We start from the raw sequence: 16,893 nt of genomic DNA, 5'->3' as shown, positions 1-16,893 counted from the left end.
GGCGGCGGGGCCGCCGGTTCGCCGAAGTTGAAGATCACGCTCGCCAGAAGGCTGTGCGACCGGAAGCGACCCTTGGTCTGATCGCCGTTGAGGTCCGTCAGCTTGACCCGGGTGACGTCGAAGAAGCGATACTTCACGCCCACGTCGATCTTGTCGGTGACCGGCGCGCGGACACCGGCGATCGCCTGCCACGCGAAACGCGTGTCGCTATCGTCGACCAGATCCGGGAAGTCGGCGCCGAAGCGCCACGAGTCGGCCTTCACGCGGGCGACACCGGCGCCACCGCCGACGTAGCCGCTGATGCCCTTATCGTCACCGAAGTCGAGCAGCGCGTTGACCATGAAGCTGAGCGCGCTGGTGTTGCCGGTGCGCGAGTTCCGGTAGTTACCCGGCGCAACACCATCGAGGGTGACCGAATTGGTCAGCCCCGAGTTCTCGGCGCGCTTGTAGGCCGCTTCGCCTTCAACGCGAAACATGCCGAAATCATAGCCAACGATGCCATCGACGTCGAAGCCCGTGCGCTGATCGACCTTGAGGGCATCCGACGTACCGGCAATGCTGTAGTGCGAATCTTCGACGATCATCCCGCCGCCTTCGACACCTACATACCACGCCTTATCCTTCGCGAAGGCGGGACCGGCCAACGCGGTGGAGGCCAGCGCCACAACAAGGGCGAGCTTCCGCATATTAATCCCCTTTCTATCAATTCCCGTCTGGGAACAGAAAAAGCCTAACCAATGAGGAATATCCGCGCAAGCGCGCATATTCGGCACCTGTTGCATATCCGACACAATCGGATAGCCGTCGTTGATCTCCTCCCCGGCAGACCCGGCGACAACCCATCGATCGGCCATCGGTTTCGCCTCACCGCAAAAAAATCAGACGGCAACGAGGCCGTGGCCCCTCAATGCGCCGAGAATCGCGACGATAGCGTTACGGGCTTCGACGTCAGTCGAAGTGCCCCCACCGGATCGGCGATGGCCGACTGTTGCACACTCACCACTTGCTGCCCGCCGACGATAACCCGCTGGGCGACGACGTCTCCCATTCTCCACAGCGTGCCGTCGAACCAGACGAACAGCTTGTCCGCATTGGACCAGAGGATCATCCCCGCCCTGCCCGCGAAGAAGCGCCATCCGCCTTCGGTCCAGCCAGCCAGCACGTTGGGCTGGCCGGCCCACGCGCCGGTGGGGCTCGCGCCGGTGATCCAGCACTGCCCCGGAACGGGGGCCGGGGGCGGGTCGTCCACCGCCACCGCCTCCACCGCCGCCTGGAGCAGCGCGTCGATGCGGGTCAGGGCTTCGTTGTGGAACAGCTCCTTCTGCGCCTGACCGGGGGCGATGAAGGGCAGCGCGAGACGGGGGGTGGCATCGGACATCTCAGTCTCCCAGCGACAGGGTGAAGGTGGCGGGCGGCAGCGAGGCGGCGCTGGTGCCGATCTGCGCGACCGACAGGAGGAGCGGCCCCTGCCCCAGCCCGGCGAGATCGCCGGCGGAGAGCGTGGCGGCGGGTTGCGTCGTCTCGACGGTCAGCGGCGCCGGGCCGGAGTGGCTGGCGGTCAGGCGGTAGCGCTCGCTCTCCTCGGCGAGGGGCGCGTCGGTGTCGTCGAGCCAGTCCCAGCCGGTGCGGCTTCGCCTGATCCAACCGATCTGGATCGAATTGTCGGCCTGCATCACGGCGCTGATCGCCACCGGCGCGGGCGGGCGGAGCGCGCGCGCCTGAAACAGGATCTCCGCCTCGGCGGGAAGATCGTCGCCGATCCCGCTGGCGGCGATGCGGATCGTGCCGCCGGTCTGGCCGGCGGGCAGCGCCCAGGAGAAGAGCTTGTCCGGTTCGACCAGCACGAAGGCTTCGCCCGAAGCATGGCCGCCCGTCGCCCACTCGCTCCCCCGCCGTCCGCGCAGCAGGCCGGAAAGGCGGAACAGACGCGGGCCGATCTGCCGGGCGGATGCGAACTGGACCAGCTCGTCCCCGATCAGCGCCAGATTGGCCGTGGCCGATGCCCCCACCGCATCGCTGCCGGTGAGCGACATGGCATCGTTGAGCAGCTCGACATCCACCGTCGACACCATGTCGCGCAGCATCGCGCCGCCGGGCGGGAGCAGGGTCCGCGCCGTACCGATCACCGCCGCGGGCGCCGTCTGCCCGATGGCCTGCCAGGTCGCGCCGTCGTCGAGGCTCGCCAACAGCGTCGCCCCGCGCCAGCCCGTGGAGGCCCCCGCCGCCGCGATCAGCAGCGCGGCGCTGGCCGGCGCGTCATGGCCGAGCGAGGGCAGGTCGAGCAGCGCAAGACTGGTCGGCCCCGCGACGAGATCGGGCTGGCTCAGCGCGTTGCCCGGATTGGCGGATGGCAGGCCGGCGTTCACCTTGTCCGGCAGGCGCTGCGCGGTGAGCGTCACCAGCATCGTCTCGAAGGCGCGCTCTGTGACGCGCCAGGCGCCCGCCTCCCCCGGCAGCTCGATCAGCGCGCCGGCGGCGAGATCGAGATGCCGCCATGGCAGGCTGATCGTCGCGCTGGTCCGCCCCGCCCATTCGCGCGCCAGCCGCGCCTCGCAGATGCCGCGCGCGGTGGAGGCGTCGACGGCGGCGGCGAGATCGATCGTGCCGACCCGCCGCGCCGCCGCCTCGCGCCGGGCGCTCTGCGAGCCGACCTGCCAGTCGCGCGCCGGATCGTAATAGCTGATCGACAGCGCCTCGTTGAGCGTGCCGGCCGCCTGCCGGTCGAGCGTCAGGCGCGGGGCGGGCTTGCCGTCGGACGCACTGCCGAGGTCGGCCGCCGGGATCAGCACGGGCGCCGCGCTTTCATCGACCAGCAGCAGGCCCGCCGCATCGTCCGCGAAGGCCACCGGCAGCGCCGAGGCCAGCCCCTCGATCGCGCCACGCAGGCTGTTGCCGGTCGCCGCATAGCCGATCAGCGCGGGGCCGTCCGCGCCGCCCACCTCGCCGCCCGACAGGTCCGCCGCGATCGCGCCCAGCGTCACCGGCGCGGCATCCGCCTCCACCTCGAAGCTGAGCGACGGGATGCGGTTGCCGAAATCGCCAAGCTGGAGATCCTCGAACACCGCATAGGCAAGGCCCCGGTGCGCGGGCGTGGCGTCCAGCCCCTCGGCGGCGGCAATCAGCGGGTCGGCCGCCTGCGTCTCGTCGCCGGAATAGAGGCGGAAGGCGCCGAGCCCGCCCTTCCAGTCCCCGGCCGCGCCGCGCAGCAGCGATCCGTCCGCCCAGATGCGGTGCACCGCCCGGATCGGCCGCGCCGACAGCGCCACCGCGAAGGAGGCGGAGTAGGAATAGCTGGTGCTGCTCGGCCGCCCCTTGCCGCCACCGGAGGTCTGCTCGCTCTCCTTGAGGTCGGTCGCCCAGATCACGCTGCCGGCGACCCGCATCGTCCCGAACAGGCGCGGCAGGTCGGTGCCGTAGGAGGAGGCCTGCACCGCGAGGCTGTCGAGCCGCGCGCCCTTGGCGGCCTTGGGGCTGAACAGGCCCTGGTCGATCTGGTTGCCGACCAGCGCGCCGATGGCGCCCCCGATCGGCCCGCCGATCAGCGAGCCGACCGCGGTGAGCACGAGCGTCGCCATGCGTTTCCTTTCAAGCGTTCAGGGGTGCCGCCAGCGCCCGGCGAGCGGCCAAAGCGGCGCGCCGGGTACTTCGGTGACGCGGCGCAGACCCGCGTCGGCGTGGACGAAGCCGCGATCGGTGAGGATCGCGAGATGGAACTGGAAGGGTCCGGGGCGGAGCAGCAGCAGGTCGCCGGGCCGCGCCTCGCCTCCGGCAGGTCGCAACCCCGCCGCCGCGATCCCGGCGCGGAGATCGTCGAGCCGATCGCCCCGCAGCGCGTAGCCGCCGGGCGGGTCCGCCACGCCGTAGACGAGGGCGGCGACGCCGATGCAGTCGAGCCCCGTCTCCGGGGAGCGCCCGTGCAGGCGGAAGCGCGCGCCGACGCAGGCCCGCGCCGACGCGACGATCCGCGCCTCGATCGCGGTCATCCGCCGGTGCCGTAGCGGGTCAGCAGGTCGTTGCCGGGCAGATAGGGTTCCCCCCGGAAATTATCAACGTTGGAGAAACGATTGCGGCAGGTATCGAACAATCGGTCGCAACCTTCGAGCAGTTCCACCAACGCCCCCGCCGCGACCGGATAGGCCGGCGGATCGCGCAGCGTCAGCGTCGCGCCGTCCGAGCCGGCGACGAGCGCCGACAGTCCGGCATTGCTCCCGTCGAGCCAGTATCCCATGGCTCAGCGCTCCGCCTGCGCCAGCGCGCGGGAGACGGCGCGCGCCACCTGCCGGCTGGAGCGGGCGAGCGCCTGCGGCTCCGCGCCGGGCGGGGCGTTGACGCTGATCGCAACCCGCACCTCGCGCGCGGCGGTGGCGCCCGCGGGGACGATATTGCCGGCGGAGGCCGGCACGAAGGTCTCCGGGCCATTCTCGCCCACGCGATAGGCCCGGCCCGGCGACACCGGCCCGCCCGTTGCGCGACCGGGCAACCCCAGCAGCGCGCCCAGCGCATCCGTGCCGAGCGAGACGAGCCCTCCGCCCTTGTCCGCACTCCCGCCGAACAGCGACGAAAGCCCGCTCTTCACCGCCTGCGCGGCAATCTGGGAGAGGATGGAGAGCGCCGTCTTGCCCAGATCCTCGAAGCTCAGCTTGCCGGTGCGGATGGCGCGGGCGAGGCCGTTCTCGATCAGCGTCGCCGCCTTGTCCGCGCCCGTGCCCAGCGAGGTCTGGAGCGAGGCCTGCATCGTCGCCGCATCCTGTGCGAAGCCGGCGGTGTCGGCGCGCACGCCGACCATGAGCGTCTCGATCGTATCATCCATCGGGGAATTGCTCCTTCAAGGCGGCGATGACGGCGGCATCGGGGGGCGGATGGCCCCCACCCCCTCCGCCTGTGAACGCCGCCAGCAGCGTCTCCAGCTCCCGCGGCGTGGCGGCCCAGAACTCGTCGGGCCGCCACCCGGCCAGCGCGCCGGCGATCCCCGCCAGACGCGCCGCCCGTTCCGCGAACGTCATTTGCCCTTGATGATCTGGCCGAGCAGCGAGCGCAGCAGCGGCGTCAGCGCGGCGAGGCCGGTCTGGGTGATGAGTTCGCCCAGCGCCTCGCGAGTCATCGCATCGGGCTTGTCGACGATGCAGTGGAAGATGAGCGCGGCGGTATCGGCGAGCGTGAGCTGGCCTGCCGCCGCCTTCTCGACCAGCGCGAAGAGCGGGCCGACATCCTGCTCGGCCGCCACCAGCGCCTGGAAGCTCGGACGGACGGTGAGCGTCTGGTCGCCCAGTGTGAGCGCGGTTTCCCCCCGCGCGGGGTTCGCGGGCGCGCTCACTGGCTCACCACCGGGCCGGAGGACTCGAGCGCCAGCGTGTAGGCCCGCTCGCCGTTGAAATCGCCCGAATATTCGAGCTTGGAGAGCAGGAAGCGCCCCTGCATCGTCTCCCCGCTCTCGAAGCTGAGCTGATAGTCGTCGAGCGTGCCCGCGAGCGCGTTGGCCTTGAGCCGAGCCTCGGCCGAGGAGCCGGTGAACACGCCGCTGCCCGCCACCGAGACGCTGCGCGTGCCGGCGCCGGAGAGCAGCTCGCGCCAGCCGCCGGAGTCCTTGTTGGTGATCGTCACCAGCTCGCCGCCGATGGAGAGCTGGGTGGCGCGAAGCCCCGCGACGGTCGCGTAACCGGGCACGGGCTGGCCATCGCCGACCTTGAGCAGGAAGGCGTTGCCGCTTTCGGCGGTCATGAGCATTCTCCTTGTAGTTGATAGGAAAGCCCCTCCCTGAAAGGGAGGGATTTGGGGTGGGTTCGTCCGGGGCGAGCGCGACGCGATACCGAAGCGCGCGCCTCCTTTCAGGGAGGGGAGACCGTCATTCCTCCAGAGTGCGGACCCGATAATCGATCCGCCCCGCCCATGGCCCGTCCGGGTCGCGGACGACGCGGGCGCGGAGGAACACAAGGCTGACGATCCGCTGCCCGTCGAGCGCGCGGGGCATCGCCTCGATGGCGTCCTGCGCGTCTGAGAGGAGCTGGTGGAGGCGCGCGGGCGTCTGGCCGTCGTCCCAGATCGCGATGCTGAGCCGATGCTCGCGGCCGCGTTCGGTCTTGGTGCTCCAGTCGGTGGTCGAGCCGTCCGAGATGGCGATGTAGGGGCAGACGGCATCGGCGGGCGGGCCGTCATAGATGGGGAGCGCGAGAGGCTTGAGCGCCACCACCAGCGCGCGCTGGAGCGCGATCGCGGCGCCGCTCATCGCACCAGCCCCGCGAAATCGCGCAACCGCGCGTCGGTGAGCGAGCGCTGCGACAGCGCCCGGCCGACGAGGCGGATGCCGCCTTCGACCACCGAGACGGCGACATCGGCCGGCACCTCCGCCGCAATCGCCGTCGCTGCGCGCATCTCCGCGCCCGACAGCGCCGCGACCATGGCCGCCGCGAAACCTGAGAAGTCGGTCATCGATCCTCCTCCACTGTGAGAAGAAGCCGGTCGGGCGCGGCGGGATCAGCCTCGACCGAGCGGATGGCGTAGGCCGCACCGCGCCAGGTCAGCCGATCGCCGGACCGGACATCAGCACCAATCGCCCGGATCGTCGCCCGCCAGCGGGGCGCGGCGCCGGGCCGGTCGCCCTGCCCCCACGAGGCCGCGCCGGCCGGAGCCATCGCCGCCCAGACGGTGACGCCGGCGCTCCACGCGCCGCCCGCCCCGCCGAGATCGTCGCGCTCGCCCGAGCGCCGCTGGAGGCACACCCGTTCCCCGAGCGCGCCCGCGAACTCCGCCCCACTCATGCGAGCCGCATCCGTCGCCACGGCCGCCACAGCGCCGCGACCACGGCGGGCGGACCGGCGTCCGCCATGACGTCCCGATGCGCATGGAGATGCGCGACCAGCCGCAGCACGCCCTGCCGGAGCGCCTCAGGGAGCGAAGGCCAGTCCGCCGCGAGGCCCGCCCGATAGCCGACCAGCAGCCGCGAGGTCGCAACCGGCGCGGACAGCCGCACCCAGCCATCCCCCGCCGCATCGATGTCGATGGCATAGGCATCCACCGCGAGCGGCGTCGCCACCGCGCCGACACCCAGCGCCGCGACCGAGGTGATCGCCGCCACCGGCGTTGCGGGAAGCCTCTGCCAGCCCCGTGCCACGGGAACCGCATCGCTCCGATCCGCCGCCAGCAGCACGAGGCCCGTGAAGCGCTCGCACACGCCCATCGCGGCGCCGATCAGCGTCTCGATCAGGGCGTCCTCGTCCGCCGCATCGACGCGCAGCAGCGCCTTGGCATCGGCCAGCGCACCGTCGGGCGCGCTCATCGCCCCGCCTCCAGCTCGAGCGCGCGGATGAGCGTGCGGTCGTCGGCCAGCGTCACGCGGTTGAGCACGCGATACCGCGCCCCCGCCTCGCCGCCCGAGATGCGCGCGGCGGTGCACCTCTCCTCCGCGAAGGGATCGAAGGACAGGCCTTCCGGGACCGACACCCAGTCGCTCTCGACGATCGGCACGCCGAGCAGCGCTGCCCGCGGCCAGTGGATGGAATAATCGAACGTCGCGCCGGGCGACGTGGTGACAAGGCGCATGGGCAACGCTCCCGACCGAAGACAGGCACAAAAAATCCGGCCGAGGGGGACGCCCCCGGCCGGACATGTCGGGCGACCGAAAAATCAGGCCGCCGCGAACTTCAGCAGCTTGATCGCCTCCGAGTTGGAGACCTGCCCGCCCACACGCCGCGTCGCGTAGAAGTGGACGAAGGGCTTGGCCGTGAACGGATCGCGCAGCACCGCCGTCTCGCCGCGATCGGCGATGAGGTAGCCCGCCTTGAAGTTGCCGAACGCGATCGGCGTCGTGCCCGAGCCGATGTCCGGCATGTCGCCCGCCTCGATCACCGGATAGCCGAGCAGCGTATCCGGCTGCCCCGCCGCGATCCCCGGCTGCCAGACGAAATGGCCGTCCGCCGTCTTCATCTTGCGGATGAAGGCGAGCGTGAAGCTGTTCATCACGAACACCGCACCCTGCCGGTATGGCGCGCGCAGCGACTGGACGAGATCGATCAGGATGTCCTCGGGCGAGGCCGCCGGGAAATCGCCGTCGACGCCGGTGGCGAGATACTGGAGCGTGCCGAAGGGCCGCGCGTCGTCGTCCTGCGCGGCGACGGGGGCTTTGAGGAACCCCTTGGGCTTGTTGACGCCGTCGCCGTTGACGAAGGCCGCCCCTTCCGCGCGGGCGAACTCCACCCCGATCTCCCCGGCGAGCCAGGTCTCGACGTCGAACGCCGCGTCGTCGAGCATCTGCTGGGTGGCGGCCGGGTTGGCGAAGAGATCCCCCATCGGGGGCGCGATCTCGTTGAAGGTGGGCGTGCCGGTCTCGGCGCGCGCGGCATCCTCGGCCGCCCAGCCCGAGGCGAAGCCGCCCACGGCGACGAGCTTGCGATAGCCCGACGAGCCCACCCGCACGACATTGGCGATCGAGCGGATCGGCGACTGGCTGGCCAGCGTCGAGTCCACGGCGGAGTCGATCTCGGTCGGGACGGCATAGCCGCCGGTCGCCCCCGTCGCGCCGTCGAGCGCCTTCACCTCCAGCGCGGCGGTGTTGCCGTGGCGGAGGTAGCGGTCGACGAACTGCTTGGTTTCCGGCGCGCGGGCGCCACCGCCCGACAGCACCGGCCGCGCGGCGGCGATGGTGGCGCCGTCGAGCTTGGCCTTGAGGTCGGCCATGCCGGCGCGGAGTTCCGCGATGTCGTCGGCGCCGGCGAAGCTCGCCTCCAGCGGATCGGCCTTGGTCTCGATCATGCTCTTCTCCTCGTAAGATACGGACGTCATTCGCTTTCCTCCTCGTGGACGGCGTGGACACGGGCGCCCGGCTGCATCGGGAAGGTGACGAGCGAGACCTCGACCAGATCGAGATCGGTCAGCTCGCGGCCTCCCGGCCGGTTCTGCTTGGCGCGGACGCGGTATCCGAAGCTCAGGCCCCCCACCGCGCCATCACGCAGCAGCGCGGCGGCCTCGGCGGCGTGGCTCGCCTCGGGCGTGAAGCGGCCGATGACGCGCAGGCCCCGCGCGTCTTCAGCGATGCGCTCGATGCGGCCGATGGGGCGGGTCGGCTGGTGCTGCCAGAGCAGCGGCACCCCCTTGGCCCCCGCCTCGACGGCGCGTGCAAAGGCGCCGCGACGGATCACGTCGCCGCCGCGATCGGCCTTGTCGAACAGCGCGGCATAGCCCGCGAAGCGCAGCCGCTTCATGGCCGCACCAGCGCGACAAGCCCGAGCCGCACCGCCAGCCCCAGCATCAGCAACGCCAGCACCACGCGCACCACCCAGCCGACGACGACATCACGCGCCGTCCGCTTGGCATCGCGCCACGCGGAGAGAAGCTCGCGGAGCTGGTCGAGATCGGCGCGCGCGCGGGCATCGGCGAGGCCGAGCCGCTCCATCGCGCGGGTAGCACCCAGTTCGCTAGCCTCCTCGGCCAGCGCGCGGAGCGTCAGGAGGTCGGCCCCCTGCTCGCGCCCCTGCTCCATCAGCCGGGCGAGGACGGCGGTTGCGGTGTCGGTCATGCCGCACCGCCTCGCGGGGCGAAGCCCAGCATCTCGCGCTTCTCGTCGTCGCTGAGGAAATCGGCGGCGGTCACCTGCCCCCACAGCGCCTGCCGATCCACCGCCAGCGCGGGGATGGAATCGAGGTCCATCGCGAACTTCAGCTCCGGCCACCACGCGCCGAGCGCCGTCCCGATCGCATCGAGGATCTTCGCGGCGAGTGGCAGGATGGTCAGCCGCCACAGCGCGCGGTTGGCCTCGCTGTAGTTCGCATAGGTGTTGTCGCCCGGCAGCCCGAGCAGCATCGGCGGCACCCCGAAGGCCAGCGCGATCTCCCGCGCGGCGGCGGCCTTGAGATTGTTGAAGTCCATGTCGGCGGGGGTGAGGCTCAGCGCCTGCCATTTGAGCCCGCCCTCCAGCAGCATCGGCCGCCCGGCATTGCCCGATCCGGCGAAGCTCGCCTCCATCTCGGCCTTGAGTCGCTCGAACTGCTCAGGGCTGAGCGTCGCGCCGTCCCCCGTCTCGTAGACCAGCGCGCCGGACGGCCGCGCGGCGTTATCCAGCAGCGCCTTGTTCCAGCGCGTCGCCGCATTGTGAATCGCCACCGGGCCGGATGCCGCTCCCAGACAGCCCAGCCCATAATGATCGTCGAGCGGATGCATGGTGCGAACGTGGATCAGCCCCGGCCGTCCATCGGCGGGCGCTGCGGGCACGCGCATCGTGCTCGTCCCGGTGCGGTAGAGATAGGCGGCGGGCCAGCCGGTCGCGTCCGCCTCGATCGTCACGCGCTCGGGGCGGAGCGCATAGAGCATCGCCGGCACGCCGTCCGCATCGGTCAGTATCTGGAGATAGGCGTCGCCATGGAGCAGCAGATGCGCCGCCGCCGTCTCGATGATACCCCCCAGCAGCCGGGCCGCCGGATGCCCCTCGGGCGACGCATCCACCGAGATGCTGCCCGCCCCCTCCGCCACGATCCTGACCGCGCGTTGGGCGATCGCATTGCCGAGATAGGCGGCGCGCACCTGCGCCTCATAGCCGGTCGGCCAGTCGCCGCCGGGGGGCTGGAACAGCGTGCCGAGGGCGCGCGTCAGCGCCGGCCGCGCCTGGGGGCGGGCCGCCTTCCATCCGAAAAGCCGCATGATCGTCTCCTGAAAAGAAGAGCTTGTTTCGTCCGTCACCCCGGACTTGATCCGGGGTCCAGCTACCCTGCCGCGTTCCGGGAAGAAGAAGCGGGATGCCGGATCAGGTCCGGCATAACGTATCGGGGTCTAAAGCCGCCGCACCTGGGGGCTTCCGCCGCTCGTCAGCATCAGTGCGGTGAGCGCCCAGACGAGCGCGTCCGCCCGATCCGGCGAGCGGCCGGGCCCGGCATAGCCACCACCCATGAGCAGCCCCGCCATCTCATCCTCCAGTGCCGGGAAGCCCCCGACATGGCGCACCTTCCCCTGCGCGTAGAGCATCGCCACCGGCTCGGCCCGCGCCGCCTTGCCCTGCCGCGCATGGACGAGCTGGACCGGGAGCCGCGAGTCCGCGGCGCGCAGAACGCTCTCGACCATCGCCCCGCCGTTATTGGCCTCGGCGATGATCCGGTCGGCGCGGTGTCGCTCGGCCGCCAACGCGACCGCGCGCGCCCAGCCCTCGGGACCGAGCCCCTGCACCGTCGCATCCTCGATCACATGCCCGACGCCCTCGGCATCGAGCGCGGCGACGACAATCCCGCACGCATCCGAGCCCTCGCCCGCCCCCGCCGGAGGATCGACACCGATCGCCACGCGAACCGGCTCAAGCGCTTCGCGTATCCGGCAACGCTCGATCAGCTCCCGGCTCCAGAGCGCGCCCTCGACCTCCTCGATCAGTTCGCCATCCAGCTCCTGCCGGCCGAAGCGCGTGCCGCCATAGGCCTGCTCGACCGCGCTCAGGAAATCCGGCGGCAGGTTCGCGCGGTTATCGACGCTCCGCCCGCCCGTGACCACGACATCCCCCCGCCCGACCAGCGCCCGCACCAAAGGCACCGGACGCGGCGTGGTGGTCGCGACCACGCGGGGATGCTCGCCGAGCCTCAAGCCCAGCATCAGATTATCCCAGGCCGTCATTCCATGCGGCCATTTGGCGATCTCGTCGCACCAGCCATGGCTGTGCTGCGGCCCGCGCAGGGCCTCGGGCTCGGCGGCGGAGTGGAGAGTGGCGATCGCCCCGTTCGGCCAGCTCAGCCTGCGAAGCGACGGCTCCCAGACCGGCCACGCGGCATCGGGCGCGATAGCGAGGAGGCCACTCTCCCCCTCCACCATCACCGCCCGCGCCTCGGCGAGCGTGGCGCCTACCAACGCGATCCGCGCCGCACCATCCGCCTCCGCGATCGAGCGAACCCACTCCGCCCCGGCCCGCGTCTTTCCGAAGCCGCGCCCTGCCATCAGCAGCCAGATGCGCCAGTCCTCGCCCTCGGGCGGCAACTGCTCCGGCCGCGCCCAGAAGCGCCAGTCCGCACGCAGGGCCTCGGCTCGCGCCACCGGCATCAGCCTCAACACCCGCGCCCGCTCGGCATCGGAAAGCCGCGCGAGATCGACGGCGGTATGCGTTTCATCCCTGCGCATCATCCGCCCCTTCCTTTTCGATATGAGTTGTCACACCGGGAGCAGGCGGACCGGGCCGGCGTTCCCATCTCCGTCATCTCCAACACTCTCCGTCATCCCGGACTTGATCCGGGATCCCGCTTCTTCTTCTGCGACAGCCCCGAGGGAGCTGGACCCCGGATCAGGTCCGGGGTGACGATGGTGGGGATGCGTCGGGCATGACGCCGACGTTGCCTCCGCCGGCCCCGTCACTCCGCATCCCCGCCGATCCGCCGGTTCATCTCGGCCAGTTTGCGCGCCAGCCACTCGCGGGCGTTCTCGCCTTCCGCCGCCGTCCCCGCCACGCCCGGCCGCGCCGCCAGCGCCGACGCGCGGTGCGCGGCCAGCAGCGCCATGCCGAGCCGGTCCGAATATTCGACCGTCTCCTGCCCGTCGTCGGACTTCTTCACGCGCCGCGTGATGCCGAGCAGCGCGCGCTCCAGCATGGTATGCTCCAGCCGCGCATAGCCCTCCGCCAACGCTTCCCGCCACGCCGCCTCGAACCCCGGCGAGCGGCGGCGTTCGCGGTAGGCGCTGCCGACCGGCATCTTCGCCTTGCGCTCGGAAGCGGCGACGTTCGAGGTCTGGGCCAGCGTTTCGAGGAAGGTGCGCTGGCGCGCCTGCGTCCAGCGACGGGGCGCCTTCTTCTTCGTCACGGTCATGCGCGAAGCCCTCCAGACATGCGAAGGGCCGGACACGGTGTCGCCACCGCCCGGCCCCAAACGCAATTCTCTAGCTTGCCCCGCTTATGTCACATCAGCGGTTCGCTGTCAATATGAAAAGTACCAAAAGGGTTCGTCAGGCATCACTCATCGCAGCTTCGAGCGCTTCGCTCGCCTCGACCCAGTCGACCTCGACCGCTTCCAGCAGCCGCTCGACATCGCCGCGCCGCTTCATGAGCTGGCCCATGGTCATAAGCTTGAGCGGCGGCGTGGGCGTCCCCGCCAGCGCCCCATCCACCTCGCCGAGCTGCTTCTGGAGGCGGGCGATCTCGGTCTCCGCCTCCTTCACGCGCTTGCGCAGGCCCTGCGTCGCCTCGCGCCGCTCGGCCGCCACGCGGCGATCCTCCTTGCGGTTGCCGCCCGAGGACGCCGCCGCCGTGCCGCCGGGCTTCGACGCCTCGCCACCGCCCGAGATCACGAACTTCGCATATTCCTCGAGCGTGCCGTCGAACTCCTTGACGCCCCCGCCGTCGACCAGCAGCAGCCGGTCCGCCACCAGCTCCAGCATGTGCCGGTCGTGGCTGACCAGCACGACCGCGCCGCGGAACTCGGCCAGCGCCTGCACCAGCGCCTCGCGGGTATCGACGTCGAGGTGGTTGGTCGGCTCGTCGAGGATGAGGAGGTTCGGCGCCGAGTGCGTCACCAGCGCCAGCGCCAGACGCGCGCGCTCGCCGCCCGAGAGCTTGCCCACCTTGGTGAGCGCCTTGTCGCCCGAGAAGCCGAAGCGCCCGAGCTGCGAGCGCACTGCCACCGGGGTCGCGCCCTTCATGAGGCGGCCCATCAGGTCGACGGGCGTCTCGGTCGGGTCCAGCTCCTCGACCTGATACTGGGTGAAGTAGCCAACGTTGAGCTTGGGCGCGCCGGTCATCACGCCGTCCATCGGCTTCAACTCGCCGGCGAGCAGCTTGGCGAGCGTCGACTTGCCGTTGCCGTTCCGCCCGAGCAGCGCCACCCGGTCGTCCGGATCGAGCCGGATGCCGAGACGCGTCAGGATCGGCTTGCCCGCCTCATAGCCGACGCTGGCATTGTCGAGGGTCAGGAGCGGCGGGCGCAGGCCCTCGGGGTTGGGGAAGGAGAAGGTGAGGCTCGGGTCATCGGCCACGGCCGCGATCGGCTGCATCCGGGCGAGCGCCTTGACGCGGCTCTGCGCCTGCTTGGCCTTGGACGCCTTGGCCTTCCAGCGATCGACGAAGGCCTGGAGCTTCTCCCGCTCGGCCTGCTGCTTCTCGCGGGCGGCGGTCTGTTGGGCGGCGCGCTCGGCGCGCTGGCGCTCGAAGGCGTCGTAGCCGCCGACATAGAGCGTCGTCTGCCCGCGATCGAGATGGAGGATATGATCCGCCACATTGTTGAGCAGATCGCGCTCGTGGGAGATCAGCAGGATCGTGCCGCGATAGGCCCGGAGATAGCCTTCGAGCCACATGACGGCTTCGAGGTCGAGGTGGTTCGAGGGCTCGTCGAGGAGCAGCAGGTCCGGCCCCGTGAACAGCAGTGAGGCGAGCGCCACGCGCATCCGCCAGCCGCCCGAGAAGCTCTCCATCGGCCGCGCCTGCATCGCGTCGTCGAAGCCGAGACCTTTCAGGATGCGCCCCGCGCGTGCCGGGGCGGTGTGCGCGTCGATGGCGTTCAGGCGCTCGTGGATCTCGGCGATGCGGTGGGGGTCGTGCGCGGTCTCGCTCTCGGCGAGGAGCTGGGCGCGCTCGGTGTCGGCCTCCAGCACCGTCTCGAACGGCGTCATCGGGCCGCCGGGGGCGTCCTGCCGGAGATAGCCGAACTTCGCGCCGCGCGGGATGTCGACCGATCCGCCGTCGGGCTCGATCATGCCCGCGAGCGCCTTCATCAGCGTCGACTTGCCCGCGCCGTTGCGGCCGATGAAGCCGACGCGCGCGCGCTGCGGGATGGAGGCGGAGGCGCCCTCGATGATGGCGCGGCCGCCGAGGCGCACCGTGATGTCCTTGAAGCTCAGCATGGCGGCGCGCCTACCATCATCGCCGCCGTCCACAAAGCCTTCCCGCCATTGACGAGGCACGATCCCTTGCCTAGTGATTTATCGTAATAATACACCTGCTCATGGAGGGGGGATGGATGAAGCGGACGATCCTGCTGCTTTCGGCGCTGGGCCTCGCAACCGCCGCCGCCGCGCAGACCAGCCCTCCCGCCGACGGCGACCCCTATACGCCCGGCCGCATGCAGATGGCCGACATGCAGCGGATCGTGACGCCGCACGGCGTGCAGGAGAGCTTCGAGGTGACGCTGGGCGGCGCGCGCCAATGGGTGAACGTCCGCGGCGCGGATCGCGACAATCCGATCCTGCTCTTCGTCCATGGCGGGCCGGCGGCCGTGGAGATGCCGATCGCCTGGTCGTTCCAGCGGCCATGGGAGGATTTCTTCACGGTCGTCCAGTGGGATCAGCGTGCGGCGGGCAAGTCCTTCCCGCTGAACGATCCGCAGGCACTCGCCCCCACCCTCGCGCCCGATCGCTATCGCGACGACGCCATCGAACTGATCGAGCTGCTCCGCAAGCGCTACGGCAAGCGAAAGATCTTCCTGCTCGGCCATAGCTGGGGTTCCGCCGTCGGCCTGTCGGTGGCGGCGAAGCGGCCGGACCTGCTCTATGCCTATGTCGGCATGGGCCAGCTCATCGACTTCCAGGAGAATGAGAAGATCAGCTACGCGCAGGTGCTGGAGCAGGCCCGCGCCGATCATAACGCGCAAGCGGTGAAGGAGCTGGAGGAGATCGCCCCCTATCCCGCCCCCGATCATCTCGATCCCGCCAAGACGGCGACGGAGCGGAAATGGTCGATCCATTATGGCGGACTGGCGGCGGGGCGGCAGGATGGGGATTTCTATTTCCACGCCGGCCGGCTCTCGCCCGAATATACGCTGGCCGACCGCAAGGCGTGGGATGCCGGCAGCGATTTCACGATGAAGACGATGTGGCCGAAGCTCGCGTCCCTCTCTTTCGAGCAGGTCCGCAGCATCGACGTGCCGGTGGTCTTCTTCCTCGGCCGGCATGACACCACCACGCCGCCCTCGATCGCCGCGGACTGGCTGGCGCGCGTGAAGGCGCCCTCGAAGCGGGTCGTCTGGTTCGAGAATTCCGCGCACCTGCCGATGCTGGAGGAGCCGGGCCACGCGCTGGAGGCCCTGCTCCGCGACGTCCGCCCGCTGGCCGGCGCGGACCTGCCGGCCGGCCCTAGGCGGGGATCAGGCGGCTTCGCGCAGGAAATCGTCGAGCTGGTCGAAGGTGCCGGTCCAGCCGCCGGTCATCGAGGATATCGTCTCGGTGAAGGCACGGATCTCCTCCTCGCTGGCGTCGAGCGGCTTCCAGCGGAGCGTCAGCACCGTCTGCGCGCCCTTGTCCTCCAGCGTCACGACGGTGAGGAGCCGCAGCGGCCAGGGCAGCCCGAAGGGCGAGGGCGCAAACTCGGCCTGTTCGTTGGAGAAGCCATGCTCCCACACCAGCCGCTCGATCGGCACGATCTCGCGATAGATGTTGAGCGCCCACATATGGTTGCCGTCCGGCGAATCCATCCGCGCATGGAGCCGGCCGCCCTCGCGGAACTCGAAGATGTGCGGGGTGCTCTTCACGCCCTTGGGGCCGAACCACCGGGCGAACTGCTCCGGCCTGGTCCAGGCATCCCACACGCGCTGGCGGGGCGCATCGAAGGTGCGCGCGATCACGAATTCGGCGGCCATGGTCACTCCTCTCCCGGTGTCGTCCCCTCGGACCGCAGAAAGGCATCGAGCCGGTCGAAGCTGTCGGTCCAGAGATTGCGGAACTGGTCGATCCAGTCGGCCGCCTCGCGCAGCGCGCCGGGCTTGAGCCGGCGCGGGCGCGACTGGGCGGACTGGCCCGTCTCGATCAGCCCCGCCGCCTCCAGCACCTTCAAGTGCCGCGAGATGGCGGGCTGGCTGATGCCGAAGGGTTTCTGAAGCTCGGCGACGCTCGCCTCCCCCAGCGCTAGCCGCGCAAGGATCGCGCGGCGCGTGGGATCGGCGATCGCGGTGAGCTGTCGACTCAGACCATCTTCCATAACCGACTTGTTACATAACAATACGGTTATGGATAGTCCTT

At 70.7% G+C, this 16,893-nt stretch carries 23 protein-coding genes and 1 pseudogene; 1 reads left to right on the top strand and 23 read right to left on the bottom strand.

Translation table 11 applies throughout. The annotated features are described in order from the left end of the window. From ST3T6A_RS0108675 to ST3T6A_RS0108575, 21 genes are all read right to left on the bottom strand, one after another. On the bottom strand, positions 1 to 854 hold an 854-nt coding region (locus ST3T6A_RS0108675), incomplete at its 3' end, for an outer membrane protein (protein ID WP_235785757.1). A gap of 50 nt (positions 855 to 904) precedes the next feature. Further along, positions 905 to 1,378 carry a DUF2793 domain-containing protein gene (locus ST3T6A_RS19715; RefSeq protein WP_328285230.1) on the bottom strand — a complete coding sequence of 158 codons (474 nt, stop codon included), beginning with the start codon at positions 1,376 to 1,378 and terminating at the stop codon, positions 905 to 907. A 1-nt stretch (position 1,379) separates the two neighbouring features. Beyond that, positions 1,380 to 3,575: a phage tail protein gene (locus ST3T6A_RS0108665; protein WP_019832523.1), complete on the bottom strand. Its 2,196-nt coding sequence runs from the start codon at positions 3,573 to 3,575 to the stop codon at positions 1,380 to 1,382. 18 nt (positions 3,576 to 3,593) lie between these two features. Next, entirely contained in the window at positions 3,594 to 3,983 is a 390-nt protein-coding gene (locus ST3T6A_RS0108660; RefSeq protein WP_019832522.1) for a hypothetical protein, read from the bottom strand. After that, on the bottom strand, positions 3,980 to 4,228 hold the full coding sequence (locus ST3T6A_RS0108655; protein ID WP_019832521.1) for a phage BR0599 family protein: 249 nt from the start codon (positions 4,226 to 4,228) through the stop codon (positions 3,980 to 3,982). Before ST3T6A_RS0108655 ends, ST3T6A_RS0108660 begins: the two co-directional genes overlap by 4 nt. 3 nt (positions 4,229 to 4,231) lie before the next feature. Next, entirely contained in the window at positions 4,232 to 4,810 is a 579-nt protein-coding gene (locus ST3T6A_RS0108650; RefSeq protein WP_019832520.1) for a hypothetical protein, read from the bottom strand. Next, positions 4,803 to 5,003, bottom strand: a complete 201-nt coding sequence (locus ST3T6A_RS0108645; protein ID WP_019832519.1) for a phage tail assembly chaperone — start codon at positions 5,001 to 5,003, stop codon at positions 4,803 to 4,805. The genes ST3T6A_RS0108650 and ST3T6A_RS0108645 overlap by 8 nt, the downstream gene beginning before the upstream one ends. Beyond that, positions 5,000 to 5,314: a gene transfer agent family protein gene (locus tag ST3T6A_RS0108640; RefSeq protein WP_019832518.1), complete on the bottom strand. Its 315-nt coding sequence runs from the start codon at positions 5,312 to 5,314 to the stop codon at positions 5,000 to 5,002. Before ST3T6A_RS0108640 ends, ST3T6A_RS0108645 begins: the two co-directional genes overlap by 4 nt. Then, the gene (locus tag ST3T6A_RS0108635) at positions 5,311 to 5,718 is read right to left on the bottom strand and encodes a phage major tail protein, TP901-1 family (protein WP_019832517.1); all 408 of its coding nucleotides are present in this window, start codon (positions 5,716 to 5,718) and stop codon (positions 5,311 to 5,313) included. The genes ST3T6A_RS0108640 and ST3T6A_RS0108635 overlap by 4 nt, the downstream gene beginning before the upstream one ends. Positions 5,719 to 5,842: 124 nt before the next feature. After that, a complete protein-coding gene (locus tag ST3T6A_RS0108630; protein ID WP_019832516.1) occupies positions 5,843 to 6,223 on the bottom strand; it encodes a DUF3168 domain-containing protein in 381 nt (126 codons plus the stop codon). Next, the gene (locus ST3T6A_RS0108625; protein ID WP_019832515.1) at positions 6,220 to 6,426 is read right to left on the bottom strand and encodes a hypothetical protein; all 207 of its coding nucleotides are present in this window, start codon (positions 6,424 to 6,426) and stop codon (positions 6,220 to 6,222) included. The genes ST3T6A_RS0108630 and ST3T6A_RS0108625 overlap by 4 nt, the downstream gene beginning before the upstream one ends. Next, positions 6,423 to 6,755: a phage head completion protein gene (locus ST3T6A_RS0108620; RefSeq protein WP_019832514.1), complete on the bottom strand. Its 333-nt coding sequence runs from the start codon at positions 6,753 to 6,755 to the stop codon at positions 6,423 to 6,425. The genes ST3T6A_RS0108625 and ST3T6A_RS0108620 overlap by 4 nt, the downstream gene beginning before the upstream one ends. Then, positions 6,752 to 7,273: a head-tail connector protein gene (locus ST3T6A_RS0108615; protein ID WP_019832513.1), complete on the bottom strand. Its 522-nt coding sequence runs from the start codon at positions 7,271 to 7,273 to the stop codon at positions 6,752 to 6,754. The genes ST3T6A_RS0108620 and ST3T6A_RS0108615 overlap by 4 nt, the downstream gene beginning before the upstream one ends. Beyond that, a complete protein-coding gene (locus ST3T6A_RS0108610) occupies positions 7,270 to 7,536 on the bottom strand; it encodes a phage fiber-tail adaptor protein (protein ID WP_019832512.1) in 267 nt (88 codons plus the stop codon). The genes ST3T6A_RS0108615 and ST3T6A_RS0108610 overlap by 4 nt, the downstream gene beginning before the upstream one ends. A gap of 84 nt (positions 7,537 to 7,620) precedes the next feature. Further along, positions 7,621 to 8,775, bottom strand: coding sequence for a phage major capsid protein (locus ST3T6A_RS0108605; protein WP_019832511.1), 1,155 nt, complete (start codon positions 8,773 to 8,775; stop codon positions 7,621 to 7,623). Beyond that, positions 8,772 to 9,194, bottom strand: coding sequence for an HK97 family phage prohead protease (locus ST3T6A_RS0108600; RefSeq protein WP_019832510.1), 423 nt, complete (start codon positions 9,192 to 9,194; stop codon positions 8,772 to 8,774). The genes ST3T6A_RS0108605 and ST3T6A_RS0108600 overlap by 4 nt, the downstream gene beginning before the upstream one ends. Further along, positions 9,191 to 9,508 carry a DUF6127 family protein gene (locus tag ST3T6A_RS0108595; RefSeq protein WP_019832509.1) on the bottom strand — a complete coding sequence of 106 codons (318 nt, stop codon included), beginning with the start codon at positions 9,506 to 9,508 and terminating at the stop codon, positions 9,191 to 9,193. Before ST3T6A_RS0108595 ends, ST3T6A_RS0108600 begins: the two co-directional genes overlap by 4 nt. After that, positions 9,505 to 10,626 carry a phage portal protein gene (locus ST3T6A_RS0108590; RefSeq protein WP_019832508.1) on the bottom strand — a complete coding sequence of 374 codons (1,122 nt, stop codon included), beginning with the start codon at positions 10,624 to 10,626 and terminating at the stop codon, positions 9,505 to 9,507. Before ST3T6A_RS0108590 ends, ST3T6A_RS0108595 begins: the two co-directional genes overlap by 4 nt. Before the next feature lie 129 nt (positions 10,627 to 10,755). Next, a complete protein-coding gene (locus tag ST3T6A_RS0108585) occupies positions 10,756 to 12,081 on the bottom strand; it encodes a DNA-packaging protein (protein ID WP_019832507.1) in 1,326 nt (441 codons plus the stop codon). A 224-nt stretch (positions 12,082 to 12,305) separates the two neighbouring features. After that, on the bottom strand, positions 12,306 to 12,758 hold the full coding sequence (locus tag ST3T6A_RS20815) for a hypothetical protein (RefSeq protein ID WP_019832506.1): 453 nt from the start codon (positions 12,756 to 12,758) through the stop codon (positions 12,306 to 12,308). Positions 12,759 to 12,894: 136 nt separating this feature from the next. After that, a complete protein-coding gene (locus ST3T6A_RS0108575; RefSeq protein WP_019832505.1) occupies positions 12,895 to 14,784 on the bottom strand; it encodes an ABC-F family ATP-binding cassette domain-containing protein in 1,890 nt (629 codons plus the stop codon). Between the two features lie 101 nt (positions 14,785 to 14,885). On the opposite strand from ST3T6A_RS0108575, the pseudogene ST3T6A_RS19705 reads away from it, so the two are divergent. Next, positions 14,886 to 15,932 (top strand): annotated as a pseudogene (locus ST3T6A_RS19705) (alpha/beta fold hydrolase); the annotation flags it as partial. 90 nt (positions 15,933 to 16,022) lie between these two features. On the opposite strand, the gene ST3T6A_RS21105 reads toward ST3T6A_RS19705, so the two are convergent. Together ST3T6A_RS21105 and ST3T6A_RS21100 are read right to left on the bottom strand one after the other, a co-directional pair. After that, on the bottom strand, positions 16,023 to 16,514 hold the full coding sequence (locus tag ST3T6A_RS21105; RefSeq protein WP_083937418.1) for an SRPBCC family protein: 492 nt from the start codon (positions 16,512 to 16,514) through the stop codon (positions 16,023 to 16,025). A 2-nt stretch (positions 16,515 to 16,516) separates the two neighbouring features. Further along, positions 16,517 to 16,852: an ArsR/SmtB family transcription factor gene (locus ST3T6A_RS21100; RefSeq protein ID WP_083937416.1), complete on the bottom strand. Its 336-nt coding sequence runs from the start codon at positions 16,850 to 16,852 to the stop codon at positions 16,517 to 16,519. Positions 16,853 to 16,893: the final 41 nt, after the last annotated feature.

Origin of the sequence: Sphingomonas sp. PR090111-T3T-6A (genome assembly GCF_000383095.1) — a bacterium.
Lineage (GTDB): Bacteria > Pseudomonadota > Alphaproteobacteria > Sphingomonadales > Sphingomonadaceae > Solisphingomonas.
Note: the sequence above shows the minus strand (reverse complement) of the source record. Positions and strands in the feature narration are given on the sequence as shown.